This is a genomic window from Pedobacter fastidiosus (assembly GCF_014306625.1).
GTDB classification, from domain to species: domain Bacteria; phylum Bacteroidota; class Bacteroidia; order Sphingobacteriales; family Sphingobacteriaceae; genus Pedobacter; species Pedobacter fastidiosus.
Genome location: NZ_JACRYL010000009.1, coordinates 126,737 through 143,750, shown reverse-complemented (window position 1 = coordinate 143,750; position 17,014 = coordinate 126,737). Strand labels below are relative to the sequence as shown.

15 protein-coding genes are annotated in these 17,014 nt (G+C 35.7%); 11 read left to right on the top strand and 4 right to left on the bottom strand.

Annotation, left to right across the window (positions count from 1 at the left end):
* Nucleotides 1-18: 18 nt before the first annotated feature.
* From hemW to H7U22_RS11765, 6 genes are all read left to right on the top strand, one after another.
* A complete protein-coding gene (hemW, locus tag H7U22_RS11790; protein ID WP_187071558.1) occupies nucleotides 19-1,149 on the top strand; it encodes a radical SAM family heme chaperone HemW in 1,131 nt (376 codons plus the stop codon).
* 92 nt (nucleotides 1,150-1,241) lie between these two features.
* On the top strand, nucleotides 1,242-2,024 hold the full coding sequence (locus tag H7U22_RS11785; RefSeq protein WP_187071557.1) for an SDR family oxidoreductase: 783 nt from the start codon (nucleotides 1,242-1,244) through the stop codon (nucleotides 2,022-2,024).
* 581 nt (nucleotides 2,025-2,605) lie between these two features.
* On the top strand, nucleotides 2,606-3,157 hold the full coding sequence (locus tag H7U22_RS11780) for a fasciclin domain-containing protein (RefSeq protein ID WP_187071556.1): 552 nt from the start codon (nucleotides 2,606-2,608) through the stop codon (nucleotides 3,155-3,157).
* A gap of 196 nt (nucleotides 3,158-3,353) precedes the next feature.
* Nucleotides 3,354-4,139 carry a DUF3050 domain-containing protein gene (locus H7U22_RS11775; RefSeq protein ID WP_187071555.1) on the top strand — a complete coding sequence of 262 codons (786 nt, stop codon included), beginning with the start codon at nucleotides 3,354-3,356 and terminating at the stop codon, nucleotides 4,137-4,139.
* A 138-nt stretch (nucleotides 4,140-4,277) separates the two neighbouring features.
* On the top strand, nucleotides 4,278-5,156 hold the full coding sequence (locus tag H7U22_RS11770) for a cupin-like domain-containing protein (protein WP_187071554.1): 879 nt from the start codon (nucleotides 4,278-4,280) through the stop codon (nucleotides 5,154-5,156).
* A gap of 289 nt (nucleotides 5,157-5,445) precedes the next feature.
* Nucleotides 5,446-6,060: a sugar O-acetyltransferase gene (locus tag H7U22_RS11765; protein WP_187071553.1), complete on the top strand. Its 615-nt coding sequence runs from the start codon at nucleotides 5,446-5,448 to the stop codon at nucleotides 6,058-6,060.
* A 105-nt stretch (nucleotides 6,061-6,165) separates the two neighbouring features.
* Here the strand turns inward: H7U22_RS11765 and H7U22_RS11760 are convergent, their stop codons facing one another.
* Nucleotides 6,166-6,591: a YybH family protein gene (locus tag H7U22_RS11760; protein ID WP_187071552.1), complete on the bottom strand. Its 426-nt coding sequence runs from the start codon at nucleotides 6,589-6,591 to the stop codon at nucleotides 6,166-6,168.
* Between the two features lie 93 nt (nucleotides 6,592-6,684).
* Between H7U22_RS11760 and H7U22_RS11755 the strand changes: the two genes are divergently transcribed.
* The 5 genes from H7U22_RS11755 to H7U22_RS11730 all read left to right on the top strand — a co-directional run bounded on the left by H7U22_RS11755 (nucleotide 6,685) and on the right by H7U22_RS11730 (nucleotide 12,321).
* Nucleotides 6,685-7,566 (top strand): carbohydrate kinase family protein, encoded by an 882-nt coding sequence (locus tag H7U22_RS11755; RefSeq protein WP_187071551.1) that lies wholly within the window; start codon nucleotides 6,685-6,687, stop codon nucleotides 7,564-7,566.
* A 407-nt stretch (nucleotides 7,567-7,973) separates the two neighbouring features.
* Nucleotides 7,974-9,071 carry a vWA domain-containing protein gene (locus H7U22_RS11745; RefSeq protein WP_187071549.1) on the top strand — a complete coding sequence of 366 codons (1,098 nt, stop codon included), beginning with the start codon at nucleotides 7,974-7,976 and terminating at the stop codon, nucleotides 9,069-9,071.
* Nucleotides 9,072-9,162: 91 nt separating this feature from the next.
* The gene (locus tag H7U22_RS11740; protein ID WP_187071548.1) at nucleotides 9,163-9,456 is read left to right on the top strand and encodes a DUF3861 domain-containing protein; all 294 of its coding nucleotides are present in this window, start codon (nucleotides 9,163-9,165) and stop codon (nucleotides 9,454-9,456) included.
* A 21-nt stretch (nucleotides 9,457-9,477) separates the two neighbouring features.
* The gene (locus tag H7U22_RS11735; RefSeq protein WP_187071547.1) at nucleotides 9,478-10,965 is read left to right on the top strand and encodes a sigma 54-interacting transcriptional regulator; all 1,488 of its coding nucleotides are present in this window, start codon (nucleotides 9,478-9,480) and stop codon (nucleotides 10,963-10,965) included.
* Between the two features lie 90 nt (nucleotides 10,966-11,055).
* The gene (locus H7U22_RS11730; RefSeq protein ID WP_187071546.1) at nucleotides 11,056-12,321 is read left to right on the top strand and encodes a metallophosphoesterase; all 1,266 of its coding nucleotides are present in this window, start codon (nucleotides 11,056-11,058) and stop codon (nucleotides 12,319-12,321) included.
* A 220-nt stretch (nucleotides 12,322-12,541) separates the two neighbouring features.
* Here H7U22_RS11730 and H7U22_RS11725 read toward each other — a convergent pair whose 3' ends face one another.
* From H7U22_RS11725 to H7U22_RS11715, 3 genes are all read right to left on the bottom strand, one after another.
* A complete protein-coding gene (locus H7U22_RS11725; RefSeq protein ID WP_187071545.1) occupies nucleotides 12,542-13,231 on the bottom strand; it encodes a response regulator transcription factor in 690 nt (229 codons plus the stop codon).
* Between the two features lie 83 nt (nucleotides 13,232-13,314).
* Entirely contained in the window at nucleotides 13,315-14,982 is a 1,668-nt protein-coding gene (locus H7U22_RS11720; RefSeq protein WP_187071544.1) for a sensor histidine kinase, read from the bottom strand.
* 3 nt (nucleotides 14,983-14,985) lie between these two features.
* On the bottom strand, nucleotides 14,986-16,872 hold the full coding sequence (locus tag H7U22_RS11715; protein ID WP_187071543.1) for a S9 family peptidase: 1,887 nt from the start codon (nucleotides 16,870-16,872) through the stop codon (nucleotides 14,986-14,988).
* Nucleotides 16,873-17,014: the final 142 nt, after the last annotated feature.

Here is a 17,014-nt window from a genome sequence, read left to right as displayed (position 1 = left end):
TCACTTATCTTTGCGTCAATGTCCGGTATATATATCCACGTTCCCTTCTGCAAAAAGGCTTGCCATTATTGCGATTTCCATTTCAGCACCTCTTTAAAGTATGCTGATGAAATGGTAGAAAGCATTTGCAAAGAAATTAAATTAAAGAAAGATCGGATAACTGGCCAGGTTGGAACCATTTATTTAGGCGGTGGAACGCCATCTATTCTTTCTCAAGTTGCACTACAAAAAATATTCGACACCATAAACCACACTTTTTTAGTTGATTCTAATGCGGAGATAACAATAGAAACCAATCCTGATGATTTAACCGCTCAGAAATTAAAAGAGTTGAAACAGCTTCCAGTTAATCGCTTTAGCGTTGGGATTCAGTCTTTTTATAATGAAGATTTAATTTGGATGAATCGTGCACATAACGCAGATGAAGCCGAAAATTGTATTAAGAGAAGTCAGGATGCAGGTTTTGAAAACTTAACACTTGATTTAATTTATGGCTATCCCCTACTTACCGATACCAAATGGTTGGCAAATATCCAAAAAGCAATCGAGTTACAAGTGCCTCATATTTCTGCCTATGCACTTACTGTTGAACCTAGAACGGCATTAGCGCATGCAATTAAAAACAAAAAACAAATTCCCGTAAGTGATAATCAAAGCGCAGAACAGTTTGTAATTTTAATGGGACAACTGCAAAAAGCTGGATTTGAGCATTATGAAATTTCAAATTTCGCTAAGCCTGGATGTTATGCCGTACACAATACAAACTATTGGAAAGGCGTAGATTATATTGGCATCGGTCCATCAGCTCATGGTTTTGACGGACAAAACAGATACATGAATCCGGCAAACAATGCTTTATACATGGAGAAATTAGAAGCCAATAAATTGCCTGAAACTGTGGAGGAATTAAGCTTGAATGATCGCTTTAACGAATACGTTATGACTTCATTAAGAACTATGTGGGGAATAGATTTGCAAAAAATAACAGATGAATTTGGCAAAGACTTCTTGGAAGAAACGAAACATAATCTCAGAAATTTTGAGGATAAGGATTGGTTGATAATCACTGAAGAAAAAATAAAGCTCAATCAGAGCGGAAAGCTTTTTGCCGATCATATTGCTTCCGAACTGTTTATTATTAATGATTAAATTTTGATTTAGAGCATGAGTGAGCGAAGAATATTTGAAGCTAACTTAACCACTATCATTCCAAATTCTATCATTCAAAATTAAAAAAGTATATGTCTAAAATTGTATGGATTACTGGTGCATCTTCTGGAATTGGCGAAGCGCTTGTTTATAAATATTTTAAAGCTGGAGATAAGTTAATTATTTCTGCCCGCAATCGCGATGAATTATTTCGCGTAAAAAGCAATTGCCAAAACTCTTTTAATGTTCACGTTTTACCATTTGATTTAAGCGAAACTGAAAGCTTAAAAAGCAAAGCGGAAGATGCCATTCGGATTTTTGGAAAGGTTGATGTTTTAATTAATAGCGGAGGTGTGAGTCAGCGGGGATTGGCTATGGATACCGATTTATCTACTGAACAACAAATTATGAATACCAATTTTTGGGGTACTGTAATTTTAAGCAAGGCAGTTTTACCAATCATGATTGCAAATGGAGGTGGCCAAATTGTGGTTGTGAGTAGCTTGGTTGGCAAATTTGGCACAAAACTTAGATCAGCTTATGCTGCATCGAAACATGCCTTACACGGATATTTTGATTCATTAAGATCTGAAGTTTATGATCAAAATATTGCCATTACAATTGTTTGTCCTGGTTTTATAAAAACCATAGTTTCTATCAATGCATTAACAGCAACCGGTAATAGCCAGGGAACGATGGATGAAGCGCAAGAAAACGGAATGACTGCCGAAGCCTGTGCAACGGAAATTGTAAAAGCCGTTAAAGCAAAAAAAGAGGAAGTTTATATTGGCGGCAAAGAAACAAGAGCTGTTTTGCTGAAACGGTTTTTTCCAAGCTTTTTTTCTAAAAAAGTTAGGGAAGCGAAGGTTACATAAAGGTATTGGTTAACATTTCGAATTGCTTATGTACTCAAAGTTTGCAGTAATTCCACAGTTTGGAGAGCAGTTTCAGTGCTAATCGGTTCCGATATTCCCGCTTTCCTTTTCGCCAAGAAAAATGGCTTCAATACAATCGGGTCTATTTAACTTCAGCTTGATGTTCTTTTGATAGACTGCTGTTCGATGTATTTTTTTAGTGGATTTGAAAATTCACAGTTCTTTGGTCGAGAAAACATTTCTCGACCAACATTAAACATTATGTAGCCTAAGCAACTTTATTATTCGTTATTTATAATCGCTTCTTAAAATCTCTGGATTTACAATCCTGCATTTTCAAAACCCAAGTTTTCTAGACCGTATTGAAGCGGTATCCCCCGATTTTTTTCTATCGGGGATTTAGCGGAAAGACGGACGACTGAAAGCGAAGAACTTCTACAGCACCTTTCCAATGCAGAAATATAAAATTTTAAACACCTAACTATCAGTGTTTTAAATTATTTTTCAACTTCTACAAAAACCAAGTATCTGCAAGGCCTCGTAAATGGAATCAAATAACAGAAACTTAAATAAAAGAAATAATGAAAAATTTAATCCTATCTGCAATTGCCGTTGTTACTATGGCATTTACAACACAAGTTTACGCTCAAAAAAATCCAATGGTTGGTGGTGCTGCAATGTATGCAACTAAAGATATTGTTGATAATGCTGTAAACTCTAAAGATCATACTACACTTGTTGCTGCTGTTAAAGCTGCCGGTTTAGTAGAAACTTTAAAAAGCGCTGGACCATTCACCGTTTTTGCGCCAACTAACGAAGCATTCGATAAATTACCTAAAGGAACTGTTGAAACTTTAGTTAAACCTGAAAACAAAGCTACGCTTACAAAAATTTTAACTTACCATGTTGTTGCTGGCAAAATGGACAGCAAAGCAATAGCAGCTGCAATTAAAGTTGGTGGTGGTAAAGCTGAGTTAACAACTGTTGAAGGTGGCAAACTTTGGGCTTGGATGGAAGGTAAAAAATTAATGTTGAAAGACGAAAAAGGTGGAATGAGCACAGTTACTATTGCTGATGTTAATCAAAAAAATGGTGTTATCCATGTGGTTGATACTGTTTTAATGCCTAAATAATTTAATCACATCCCTAGATTATAAATAGAAACCTTTCTGCAAATGCAGAAAGGTTTTTTTGTTTTCATTTCCCTTTGTCAGTTTTTATTCAAGATTTTGCTAACGTGCTGATAGATTTGTTCAAGTACTTAGATTTGCACTAAATAAATATTTGAATTACCCTCTCATTCAAATCAACATTTAATAATTAGGATAGATGCATCCCAACATTATCAAAATTCAACAGAACATTGAGCCGTTAAGGCAACAGATTATTAATCACAAAGTTTATTCGGCAATTAGTGAGCTAGAAGATCTCCAGATTTTTATGGAGCATCATATTTTTGCAGTTTGGGATTTTATGTCGCTTTTAAAAGCACTGCAAATAAATTTAACCTGCACAACCTTGCCTTGGTTTCCTGTTGGTGATGCAGTTACGAGACAGTTAATAAATGAGATTGTTGCTGGAGAGGAAAGCGATGTTGATGCAGATGGAAATATAAAAAGCCATTTTGAGTTGTATTTGGATGCAATGAAACAATGTGGTGCTGATACAGAACCGATAAATAATTTCTTGCATTCTTTGCAAAAAGGTCGTGATTTTGATATGGCTTTTGAGCTTGCTCAGGTTCCGGCTGCAGCCAAAGATTTTGTAAACTCTACTTTTGAAACCATTAACAGTAACAAAACTCATTTACAGGCTGCAAGCTTTACTTTTGGGAGAGAAGATTTAATTCCGAATATGTTTTTTAGCATGGTGAATGATTTAAATAGTACTCAACCTGATAAAGTTTCTATTTTTAAATATTATTTAGAACGTCATATTGAGGTGGATGGCGATCATCATAGTTATTTGGCTTTATCTATGACAGAAAAACTTTGTTCGAAAGATGAAAGTTTTTGGCTCGAAGCGGAAGAAACAACCAAGATAGCATTACAGAAAAGAATAGATTTATGGGATGCTGCATATGTGGCTATTGCGAGCAGAAAGGTTCTTGCCTAGCCATAATTCGCCATTTAATGTTAACAAAGTATTAATTTCTAATTAAGTAATTTTCGTCACATTTATTGTCGGATATTCAATTTGTAAAATAAAATTTACACATTTGTTGTTCGGCCACAAATAACCGATTTTAAGCGCATGAGTTTCATTTTAAAACCAGTAGACATTGTCGAGAGTATTACTCCAGAAGATTTTAAAAAAAATTATCTGAAAACAAAACGCCCATTAGTAATTAAAGGCTTAACCAAAGATTGGCCAGCTAGAGAGAAATGGACGACTGAATATTTAAAAGAAATTGGTGGCGATTTAGAAGTGCCACTTTACGATAATTCTAAAGCAGATCCATCTAAGCCAATTAATGCAGCCACTGCACACATGAAATTTGGCGATTACCTGGATTTAATTAAACGTGAACCTACTGAATTGAGAATTTTCTTTTTCAATCTATTTAAGAAAGTTCCGAGCTTAATTAACGATGTAAAAATTCCGAAAGATTTAATGGGCGGTTTTATAGAAAGTATGCCTGCAATGTTTTTTGGAGGTTCTAACTCGGTAACTTTTCTACATTACGATATCGATTTACCTCATATCTTCCACACTCACTTTGGTGGAAGAAAACATATTGTGCTTTTTGATAATAAATGGAAAGATAGGCTGTATTGCTTACCAAACGCAACTTATGCTTTAGAGGATTACGATGTTGCCAATCCCGATTTTGAAAAATTCCCGGCTTTAAATGGTGTTGAAGGTTACGAAGTTTTCTTAGAACACGGCGATACCTTATTTATGCCTACCGGAATGTGGCACTGGATGAAATATCTAGATGGGTCATTCTCATTAAGCTTACGTGCTTGGGATCAATCAATTACCCGCAAAGTTGCCAGCGTTTGGAGTTTATTTACTCATGGCGCTATCGACAGCTTAATTAAAATGACTTTTAAAGAAAAGTACGCTCATTGGAGAGAGAAAAAAGCGGTTAAAATTGCAGAAAAAGCATTAGCTAACGGCAGACCGTAAAATAATACTGATCCAAGTTCGTTTAAAGGATTTGGGAAAAGCAAATACAGCGGGGCTATCGATATCGATAGCCCCGCTTTTTTTAACAGCCGTTATTAAATGTTCTTTTATATTGAATTGTCGTTATTGCGAAGCAAGAAGTTAAATAGCAATCCCCTTTGGCTCTATCCTCAAGCTTGAGGTTTTATGCTTGGCCTGCAATAATTAGCTTATAGATTTTTCACTATGTTCAGAATGACAGAAGGGGAAGTGCATAATCTTATCTACATTCGCAAAAAGTAAAACAGAGATGGAAAACAATATACTTACCGAAAAACAAAAAATGCTTAAGGGCAAAGCTTACCAAGCTGGCGATGCAGAATTATCAAAAGAAAGGTTAAAAGCCCGTGAAGTTATTTTTGAATTTAACAATCTGGCTCCAAAATTTATTAAACAACGCAAGGAGTTATTAAAAAAATTGTTTGGCAAAACGGAAAAGATGTTTTATCTAGAACCACCATTTCGATGCGATTATGGCTATAACATTGAAATTGGCGATAATTTTTACGCAAACTTCAACCTAGTTATTTTAGATTGTGCTAAAGTGAGCATTGGCAACAATGTTTTCATTGCGCCAAATGTAGCTATTTACACGGCTGGGCATCCCATCCATGCACATCTCCGTGATCAAGAACATGAATGGGCACAAGAAATTACGATTGGCAACAGTGTTTGGATCGGCGGGAATGTGGTTATAAACCCAGGTGTAAAGATTGGATCGAATGTAGTTATTGGTTCAGGAAGTGTGGTTACGCGAGATGTTCCAGACCATGTTTTTGCTGCCGGAAACCCTTGTCGAGTAATCCGCCCAATTACAGATGAAGACAAAGATTATTATTATAAAGATTTTAAGTTGGGGGAATAGCTTCTTTCTTAATATCATTTTGAGCCTGTCGAAAAAAGATGGGTCTTCGACAGGCTCAGACTAACAAACAGAACTTAATATATCATCTTCCAACTTACATTTACCTTAACTCGAATGATCAACAACAACTTTCCATTGGCCATTAATTTTCTTCAAGAGTAAAGTAAAAAATCCTTTGAGTTCATCCTTTTCTCGCCTCACATTCCAACTGCCCAAAACAAAGGCTACATCCTTAGTTAGAAAATCTACCTTTTTAATCCCAAAAGTTAAAAAGCCCATAGCCGATTTATCAGGATAACCCCGTTTATAATTATCTAAAGTTTTTTGCCAACCGTATGTTGGCCCACTCTTACCTACAAAAAGTAAACTATCGCTTTTGGCGTAACCTTGCATGTATGCCTCAACATCGCCCTTATTCCATTCCTGTCTTTGTTTTTCAAGCACGTCGAGTATTGCTTGTTTATCTTTCGAGGATTGAGCAAAAGAGTTTATGGCAATAAAACATAATAGGGTTATTAAAATTTTTCTCATTTGGGTAACTGTATTAGTGATGAATAAAGATATTAAAACATTTATTTCTTTACGTCGGTAAAAATTGTTTCTTTACACTTCCAAAATTACTCCATGCAAAATAAAGTTATTACGATAGGCGAAATACTTTGGGATGTCTTCCCAGAAGGTAAAAAAGCAGGCGGTTCGAGTATGAATGTTGCCTTAAATCTTCATAAACAAAGCGTAGATAGCAATTTTATTAGTGCCGTTGGCGATGATGAAAACGGAAAAGAATTGTTGAATTTTCTTGAAGCAAGCCAATTCTCTACTAATTTAATTCAAGTAAATACCGAGTTGCCAACGAGTACGGTTGTAGTTCAGCTGGATGAAAATCATCAAGCCACATATACCATTAAACAACCTGTCGCCTGGGATGATATTAAAATTACGAATCAAAATATTGAAGCGATAAAACAAGCTGATGCTTTAGTTTATTGTAGTTTAACTTTTCGTGATGAAAGATCTAAAAAAACAATTTTAGAATTCATAGAAAACGCGAAAACCAAAATCTTTGACATTAATCTTCGTGCTCCTTTTTTTGAAAAGGATTTAATTGATCAACTTTTAAAAAAGGCCAATATTTTAAAAATTAACGAAGATGAAATTGTTTGGGTTCGTGATACTTTTGGCTTAACTGGTAATACTGATGAACAAATTTTAAAACAGCTATCGTCTCAATTCAACATCGAAATTATTTGCTTAACGCTTGGCGATAAAGGTGCCTGTGTTTTAAAAGATGGTAAATTGTTTAAGCACACGGGCTATAAAGTTCAGGTAGCGGATACAGTTGGGGCTGGCGATGCTTTCCTAGCTACGTTTATTGCTTGTTACCTACAGGGCTATCCTATGGAAACTATTTTGGATAACGCTTGTAAGGTTGGAGCTTTTGTGGCATCTCAAGTAGGTGCAAACCCTGAATACAATAAGAAAATTTACCACATGGCGCTGGGGTAGTTTTTGACACGGAAACACGAATTGACACGAAAAATTAAGCTCATCGTCATTGCGAGAAGGCTTTTTCAGTCGACGAAGCAATCTTACAACTATCCATATTTACCCAAAGCATTAAGATTGCTTCGTGCCTCGCAATGACGACCGTAATAGGCATCCTTATTATTACGCTGGGTTTTGCGTTAGGGATTATAAGGGTTCAATACCGATTTTTTATCGGTACCGCAGCGAAGCGAAGCCCTGAAAAGCCCGACCCTTACGTAGCTTGGGGAACGCCCAAATCAGTTTTCAGGTGGATGTTTTCAGTTGCAATTTCACTTTGGTTTTCAGCTTTCCTCCCAAATATGACATCCCGCTTAAATTAATCCAAATCGAAACTTTTATCTTCGATAATTCGTTAATACAAGCACATGAGAGGTTTTCGTTTTTCTGATTATAAGCCCGGCGACAAGCCAAAGGGTGGGTTCGATGAGTTGCTGAAATTATTTAGCGAGTTGCTGAATTATACTTCGGGTGATGCAGCTGAGGCTTTGAGCTGGCTGAACGAGCTCGACAAACAATACAAGCTTACAAATAATGATTACGGCATCGGGAATTTCATAGATGATTTGAAAGATAAAGGTTACCTGACCGAAGACAATAAATCTGGAGAGTTTAAAATTACAGCCAAAACGGAGCAAACAATTCGTAAATCGGCGCTTGAAGAAATTTTCGGAAAGCTAAAAAAAGCCGGAAAAGGAAACCATAACAGCAATCAATCTGGTATTGGTGAAGAGAAAAATGCGGATAGACGCGAATATAGTTTTGGAGATAGTTTAGATCAAATCGACATGACTGCCTCCATCCAAAATGCGCAGATTAACCACGGCATTGGCGATTTCACACTAACTGACAGAGATTTAGAGGTTGAGGAAAAGGATTTCAAAACGTTAACTTCTACGGTACTGATGATTGATATTTCGCACTCGATGATTTTATACGGCGAGGATAGAATTACGCCTGCCAAAAAAGTAGCCATGGCTTTAGCCGAATTAATTAAGACAAAATACCCGAAAGATACGCTAGATATTGTTGTTTTTGGAAATGATGCCTGGCCGATTACTGTTAAAGATTTACCTTATTTACAAGTTGGCCCTTATCATACCAATACTTATGCTGGTTTAGAACTTGCGGCCGATTTACTTCGCCGCCGTAAAACCCACAACAAGCAAATTTTTATGATTACCGATGGGAAACCAACCTGCCTTAAAGAAAATGGCAAGTATTATAAAAACAGCATGGGCTTGGATAGAAAGGTAATTAATAAAACCTTAAATATGGCTGCTCAGTGTAAACGGATGAAAATTCCAATTACTACGTTTATGATTGCCAAAGATCCTTATCTGCAACAATTTGTTCGCCAGTTTACTGAAATAAATGGAGGTAGAGCATTCTACAGCTCTTTAAATGGATTAGGCGAATACATTTTTGAGGATTACATTAAAAATAGAAGAAAAACGGTGAAATAGTCGGAGGTCTTTAGTCTGAAGTTGGAAGATATAGCGCAATTGCTAATCCAACATCGAGCTGGGGATTTGCTATTAATTCAATAAATTAAGGATGGCAAAGCGCACAAATAAATATAAGTTAACATTAGAAGAATTAGCTTTAGCAAAGGAAGATGATGTTACTGGTAAAACATTAACGATAGAGTTTGATAATCACGATAACATCTTCAATATTATTACGGCCATTAAAAGTAAAAATATATTCGAGGATGAAAATCAAAGTACAGAGTTTGCCATCGGCTTAAAAATGTTTACCGAAGTAATATTAAAAAATAGAGACAACGAACTTTTTCAAGAACTACAGCCGGCTATTGGTGAGTTCATGAAAAAACTAAAAAGCAAGTAACAAATAGAATAAATTCTATATATGCAAAACACAACTTTAGGCCAATTAAAGGCAACAAATTATAAATCAAGAAGCGTTAAAGAAGAGCTTAGAGAAAATCTGATTAAGCAACTTAAAGGTAATAAGGCGGAGTTTGAAGGTATTATTGGTTACGATGAAACCGTAATTCCAGAGTTGCAGACTGCAATTCTATCTCGCCACAACATTTTACTTTTGGGTTTACGCGGCCAAGCTAAAACCAGAATTGCCCGCTTAATGGTTAACTTATTAGACGAGTATGTTCCGTACGTTGCCGGAAGTGAGATTTTTGATGATCCATTAAATCCGATTTCTTGGTTTGCTAGGAATGAAATTGCTACCAAAGGTGATGCTACTGAAATTGCCTGGATGCACCGCAGCGAGCGTTATACAGAAAAATTGGCTACGCCCGATGTTACCGTTGCCGATTTAATTGGTGATGTTGATCCGATTAAAGCAGCCACATTAAAGTTGACCTATAACGATGAACGTGTAATTCATTTTGGATTAATTCCAAGAGCGCACAGGAGCATTTTTGTTATTAACGAACTGCCAGATTTACAAGCGAGGATTCAGGTGGCGTTGTTTAATATGCTTCAAGAAAAAGATATCCAAATCCGTGGTTTTAAATTGCGTTTACCTTTAGATATTCAGTTCGTTTTTACAGCAAATCCTGAAGATTATACCAATCGTGGAAGTATTGTAACGCCACTGAAAGATAGAATTGAAAGTCAGATTTTAACGCATTATCCAAAAAGCATCGAGATTTCGAGAAAAATTACTTTTCAGGAAGCAAAACTTACTGAAGAGCAAAAAGCTAATATCGAAGCGGATGGTTTGTTGAAAGATTTGATTGAGCAGATTGCTTTTGAGGCACGTAAAAGCGAATATATTGATCAAAAATCAGGTGTTTCGGCAAGGTTAACCATCTCAGCTTATGAGAATCTAATCAGCACAGCTGAGCGTAGAATGTTAATTTCCGGAGAGAAAAACACTGCTGTTCGCTTAGCCGATTTAGCTGGAATTATCCCAGCCATAACGGGTAAAATAGAATTGGTTTACGAAGGTGAATTGGAAGGACCAGCGCATGTTGCAACAACTCTAATTGGTAAAGCTGTAAAAACTTTATTTGCACGTTATTTTCCTGATCCAGAGAAGGCAAAGAAAAGCAAAACGGCTAATCCTTACACCGAAATAACCGAATGGTTTACCGAAGGAAATAACTTAGATGTAACCGATACTTTAACAAATGCTCAATACAAAAAAGCATTAATGTTAGTACCAAGTTTATATGATACGGTTAAGAAATTCCATCCGAAGCTAAGCGAAAACCAGACTTTACTTCTAATGGAATTTGTATTGCATGGTTTAGCAGAATATTCTCAATTGAGTAAGAATTTCTTAAATGGAGGCTTCGGTTTTTCAGATATGTTTGGCAGTTTATTTAATGCCGAATTTGATGAGGAAGAGGATGAAGACGATTTTAGGTAATAATTAAATAACACAATTTGTTTAGCTTTGAATGCTCTCTTTCCTTTGAAAGAGGTATTTAAAGCTTTTTTATTTATCACAAATTTTTAAATGGGAAGATTACCTTTAATCATAGTTGCCTGCCTTTTCATAATTGCTTTTGATGTTTACTGCTTCAAAGCAATTGTTTCTGTTTTCAAAAAATGGAAACCCACTACAAAAAGAATCTTTGGAATTTTATATTGGGCGTACAGCATTTTGCTCATCATTGGCGTTTTTGCAGGGATCTATTTGAATCTTTTCCTCACTTTAAGAGCGATTATTTTAGTGGCCTTCTTTTTAACAGTTGCATGCAAATTGGCTATGTTGCCGTTTTTAATTTTGGATGATTTGCGTAGACTTTTTATAAAACTATTCAGAAATAAGAAGGAAATTGTTGTAGAAGATGGCTCAAAAACTGCTGAACCAATCAACACAAATGATCCAATTTCCCGTTCAGAATTTTTGGTTAAGGCAGGTTTAGTTGCAGCAGCCGTTCCGTTAACATCACTAAGTTGGGGCATTATTTCTGGCGCTTACGATTATCAAGTTAGAAGGGTAAATCTTATTCTCCCAAACTTACCAAAAGCTTTTGACGGCATTACCATGGGGCAGATTTCGGATATCCACTCTGGTAGTTTTTACAATAAAACAGCAGTAAAAGGTGGTGTTGATATGCTCCTTGCAGAAAAACCGGATTTCATATTCTTCACTGGCGATTTAGTAAACAACCTAACCAATGAAGTAAGGGATTATCAAGATATTTTCGCGAAAGTAAAGGCGCCGCTTGGGGTTTATTCTACGCTAGGGAATCACGATTATGGCGATTATTACTTCGGAAAGGAATCATCACCTGCTAAGGTGAAAAACCTTCAAGATATTATCGATGTACATAAAGTGATGGGTTACGATTTATTAATGAATCAAAACCGACGACTGAAAGTTGATGGTGAAGAAATTGGAATTTTAGGAATTGAAAACTGGGGAATGGGCCGTTTTCCTAAATATGGAAAAATGGAATTGGCTGTTCAAAACACTGATGATTTGCCAGTTAAATTGTTGCTCAGTCATGATCCTTCGCATTGGCGTGGCGAAGTTTTACAAAAATACCCTCAAATAGATGCGATGTTTAGCGGTCATACCCATGGTATGCAATTTGGTGTTCGTTTAAAAGAATATCAATGGAGCCCTGTTCAATACATTTACAAAGAATGGGCCGGCCTATATCAAGAGCAAAAACAACAGCTTTATGTAAACGTTGGCTACGGTTTCTTGGGTTATCCGGGAAGAGTTGGGATATTACCTGAGATTACGATATTTACGCTGAAGAGGGCTTAAAAGCCTATCCCTTTTAAAGATATTACTTAGGCTAAATTAGTAAGCCCTTTCCAAAGGAAAGGGAAACAAAGCAACTGCACTCCACTTAAAGTTTAATGCAGCCGCAATAAATCTTAACTTTTTTATATTTAGGTTTTATTCGCTGTCCGTAAAAACCCTCTCTTTTGGAGAGGGCGGAACCAAAACCAGGTTTTACTAATTACTTTAAAAGGAGAGGCTTTTACCCCGCATTAAAACGATAACCAACCCCACGAACGGTTTGTAATAGTTGCGGGTTATCAGGATTCAATTCTATCTTCTTACGCAAACGTACAATGTGCATATCAAGTGTTCTTGTATTTACATCAGAGTTATAACCCCAAACTACAAGCATCAATTCATCGCGATTAATTACTTTACCAGGGTTGCGCAAGAAATAAAGCAAAATGCGATTTTCCAGTATCGTTAATTCGATTTTCTTTCCTTCTCTAAATAATGTATGGATGTTTGGATGATGTTCCATATTTCCAAAACGGTGAATTTCGGCAGTATCTTTATTTACAATAAATTTAACTTTACTCTCCAACATCGCTACCAAAACATCCATATTAAATGGTTTGGTAATGTAATCTGAGGCACCGAAGTTATAGGCATCAATTTTATCTACATCCTGTGCTTTTGCAGTCATCATAATGACCAAGTTTTCGAAACCCTGCTTGCGAACGCTTTCACAAACTTCTGAGCCTTGTTTGCCTGGCAACATCCAATCTAGAAGCACAATATCTGGCTGATCGGCAAGAATCATTCTTTCACCTGCATCGCCATCATTTGCCTCAAGTACATTATAACCTTCGGTTTTTAAACGATGCGCTACTAAAAAACGTAGGTTTTCATCATCCTCTACAATTAATATTTTTACTTCTTTAGACATTTGTGTGTTATTAGGGTTGTAATATTATCTTGTTGAAATACTTTGGCTTATAGAGCAAAATTTCAACATCCAATTTTAAACATTTAACTATTATATGGGAGTACAATTTTAAACTCTGTTCCTACACCCACTTTACTTTTTACGGTAATTTCGCCATCCATAAAGTTAACCAGTTCTTTGCAGAATGCCAAACCTAAGCCTACGCTTCCCATTTGGTTGTATTCGTTCTGAATTCTGAAAAACTTTTTAAAGATATTATTTAATTCGCTAGATGCTATACCAATTCCTTTATCTGCAAAACGAAAAACCAAAACGCCCTTAATTAGCTTTGCGCTCATGTGCAACTTCTTATTGGCTGGCTTAGAATATTTGTAAGCATTCTCTGCCAAGTTATCAAACAAACTTCCCAATAAAACTGGATCCGTTATAAACGTTTTAAAACCAACAACTTCATAAGTCATGTTAAAATCTGGATGCTTTAAGGTATGCGATTCTATTGTACTTTCTATAAAATCAACAATATTAACTTCCTCTTGGTTTAACTTAATGGCCTTATTTTCTATTTGCGTAAAGGCAAGCAACTTGTTCATTAAGCCATTTAATTTATCGGCTTCTTCATCCAAAATCTTACCATAGAGCTGTTGTTCTTTTTGGCTCAGCGAGGTTGCACTTTTAATGTTGTTCCCGGCTATTTTAATTACACTTACGGGCGTTTTAAACTCATGCGTTAGGTTATTTACAAAATCGTACTGAAGCTTAAACATTTTGCTGTTGATGTTCAAGTTACGATAAATTAAAAAGGCAACCAACAAGAGTACGCCATAAACCAGCAAAAGAACCAAAGCAATTGGCATAAAGTAAATAAAAATCTCCTTTTTGATGTAAGATTTCGAAGAGATGAAATACAACTTAAAATCAGAAAAAGCACCGGGAAGTGCAATTTCAGTCGACATATTTTCATCAGAAGTATCAATAGGGTCGTAAGTTAAAGGCTCTACCCGTATGCTTTGATATAATAATGGTCTTGTATTGATAACTTTGATTTTATTTGGATCAAGCAGAAAAACAAGCATGTCTTGTTGATATATCAGACCTGGTTCCAAATTTCTTTGCAACATCTCTTTATAAATTTTCAGATCCTCGCGACGAGGAATATTTAGGTAAGTTATTTTATTAGAAAGTACAACTGAAAAATTTGTAAATAATTCCTCCTGTGTTGGTACTGTCGTTGTATCAAGTTGATCGAGAAAGCGAACTAACTTTAGTGCCATACTGTTAAAATCATCATCAACTCTAAAAGAACTCGGACCATAGTCTGAAAACAATTTCACGGAATCGGGCTTTACTAATTTTCCAAACTGGAAGATCGATTTTGGTCCTATAGAAAAATGACCTACATTGATTCCATCCCTAACAGGAGTGTTTTTAACTTCGGAGTCGTAAAAAGTTACTTTTGAAACAAAAGGATATTTGAGAATAACAGTATCTACAAATTTTGATGCGGTAGCAGAATCAAGGAACCCATTATAGTAAGAAATCTCAGGCATTTTATTCTGAAAGAAATCGTTATATGGCTTAATGCTCTGCTCTAAAACATTTACCTTTTCTGATACAAATTCGTTTTCTATAGATTTTTTGCTGAAGTTGAAAGCAAGAAATAAAGAGAGAATAAAGAGAATCGAAATTAGGGAAATGAAAATTACGCCGAGCGAGAAGTTTTTACGATAACCACTTTTCTTATCTAAGGCCATAACCTATTTTTTGCTTAGGTTTTGTTGTAAAAATTCTTCGAGTGCTTTATAAAGCGCCGTTCTTCCTTGTTGGCGCATAACCGGATTTGGGCCTTCTTCTTTTTCAATATATGTAACGGGTACATTTCGTTTTTTAAGCTCCTTAATAAACTGAACACCTTCGGCTACATTTACACGTGGGTCTTTAGGATTTTGCGCAATAAATACTGGCGATTTAAATCTATCTGCATGAAAAACAGGAGAGGCGAAACGCATGTAATCGGTATCTGTAATGGGATTGCCTACAAGCTCATAATACATTTGTAAATTCGATTTTAAGAATGGAGGAATCGTTTTAAGGTAACTAAATAGATTAATTACGCCAGAATTTGAACCACCACAACTATAAATATCGGGATTTTTATACAAACAATTCAATGCAATGTAACCGCCAAAACCTGTACCATAAATGGCCACCTTTTTCGGATTAGCAATTTTCTTAGCAATTAGCCATTTAACACCGTCGTTAACATCTTCCTGTATTTTATCGCTCCATTGTTTAAAACCCGCTGCGTAAAATGCTTTCCCATAACCTGTAGAGCCACGGTAATTAACTTGTAAAACCGCATATCCCCTATTGGCCAAAAATTGAACATCGGCATTATAACCCCAAGTATTTCTTAAACCTGGGCCATTATGGGGCACTACAACAATGGGCAAATTTGTGGCTTTCTTGTTTTTTGGCAAGGTTAAATAGCCGTTAATGGTTAAGCCATCAGCACTTTTATAACTAATCGGCTTCATCTCACTCATCTCCTCTTCTTTGATAGATGAATTGATATCCGTTAATTTTTTAAGCTTATTTTCTTTCGCTACATACAAATAATAAGAGCCTGGATTTTTATCTGTAAAAGTTCTCACAATAAAAACATTATCAGCTTTATCCTTATCCATAATTCGCCACTCGCTCCCCGGAAGAAGTTGATCAATTTTTGTATAAGTTACCCTTGTGCTATCATCTAAATAGAATTTTTCTTTCTTCCAAGTTTCGCAGGTTACAAAAATCATTTTCCTTTTGGTGCGAGAATATTTAGCATCAACTACATTTAAGGTATCATTCCCGAACAAAACCTGTTTTTCCTTCCCTGTTTTTAAATCTAACGCAACTAAGGCATTCTTATCTCGATCTACATTCGAAATTGCATACAGAACATTTGCCTGCGCTTCAGAAAAGGCAATTGGTTGCAAAGTTGTTTCAAAATTATTGGTAATTACGGACTTAAACGGCTGACTTTCATTTTCGCGATACATCAGCGTTTCATTTACGCCATCACTCGTTACCGCAATTTTTAAAACGCCCTTATTGTCCGTCATCCATTCGGTAACGTTACCGGGATTTTTGGCCGCAATATCCATTTTGCCGTTCCGAACATTTAATCGGTAAACATCAAAAACGGTAGAATCTCGCTTATTCGATGCTACAATAATATATTTATCATCTATTAATTGATCTTCAATTACACGGACTCGGGTTTTCTCGTTCGAACTTAATTGAACTTGCTTAGTTCCGTCTTTATTAATTACAAACAAATCAGATTTCCGCTCTTTCGATTCATCTTCAGTATAATAAACCAATTCGTTATTGCTCGTCCAAAAGTAAAAACTAATACTTTTTTCGGTCAAATGTGTAAGTTGAACATTGTTTCCAGAGGACAGATCTTCGACAAATAAATCGAGTTTTTTATCTTGAAGTTTAAGATAAGAAAGAGACTTTCCATCAGGAGAAATGCGATAATAAGCTTTATCCTGTGTTTTAAAAAAATCATCAACGGGTATAGTTTTACCCTCTTTGTTGCCTTTACAAGCACAAATTAAAGCAACCAATACCAACACGATAATTCTTTTAAACATAAATAATTTCCTCACGGGATGACAAAAATAAGTATCCCAACTGCTTTACCACGATATACACCAACAATGTTACTTATTCATATAAGTTGTGGTTCAATTTAGGATTTAAAATATATAGACAAAATAAAATACAGGTAACATT

Bases quoted from the DNA above. Each gene is read 5' to 3' on its own strand.
- hemW (WP_187071558.1), top strand. From the start codon at position 19: ATGTCCGGTATATATATCCACGTTCCCTTCTGCAAAAAGGCTTGCCAT.
- H7U22_RS11785 (WP_187071557.1), top strand. From the start codon at position 1,242: ATGTCTAAAATTGTATGGATTACTGGTGCATCTTCTGGAATTGGCGAA.
- H7U22_RS11780 (WP_187071556.1), top strand. From the start codon at position 2,606: ATGAAAAATTTAATCCTATCTGCAATTGCCGTTGTTACTATGGCATTT.
- H7U22_RS11775 (WP_187071555.1), top strand. From the start codon at position 3,354: ATGCATCCCAACATTATCAAAATTCAACAGAACATTGAGCCGTTAAGG.
- H7U22_RS11770 (WP_187071554.1), top strand. From the start codon at position 4,278: ATGAGTTTCATTTTAAAACCAGTAGACATTGTCGAGAGTATTACTCCA.
- H7U22_RS11765 (WP_187071553.1), top strand. From the start codon at position 5,446: ATGGAAAACAATATACTTACCGAAAAACAAAAAATGCTTAAGGGCAAA.
- H7U22_RS11760 (WP_187071552.1), bottom strand. From the start codon at position 6,591: ATGAGAAAAATTTTAATAACCCTATTATGTTTTATTGCCATAAACTCT.
- H7U22_RS11755 (WP_187071551.1), top strand. From the start codon at position 6,685: ATGCAAAATAAAGTTATTACGATAGGCGAAATACTTTGGGATGTCTTC.
- H7U22_RS11745 (WP_187071549.1), top strand. From the start codon at position 7,974: ATGAGAGGTTTTCGTTTTTCTGATTATAAGCCCGGCGACAAGCCAAAG.
- H7U22_RS11740 (WP_187071548.1), top strand. From the start codon at position 9,163: ATGGCAAAGCGCACAAATAAATATAAGTTAACATTAGAAGAATTAGCT.
- H7U22_RS11735 (WP_187071547.1), top strand. From the start codon at position 9,478: ATGCAAAACACAACTTTAGGCCAATTAAAGGCAACAAATTATAAATCA.
- H7U22_RS11730 (WP_187071546.1), top strand. From the start codon at position 11,056: ATGGGAAGATTACCTTTAATCATAGTTGCCTGCCTTTTCATAATTGCT.
- H7U22_RS11725 (WP_187071545.1), bottom strand. From the start codon at position 13,231: ATGTCTAAAGAAGTAAAAATATTAATTGTAGAGGATGATGAAAACCTA.
- H7U22_RS11720 (WP_187071544.1), bottom strand. From the start codon at position 14,982: ATGGCCTTAGATAAGAAAAGTGGTTATCGTAAAAACTTCTCGCTCGGC.
- H7U22_RS11715 (WP_187071543.1), bottom strand. From the start codon at position 16,872: ATGTTTAAAAGAATTATCGTGTTGGTATTGGTTGCTTTAATTTGTGCT.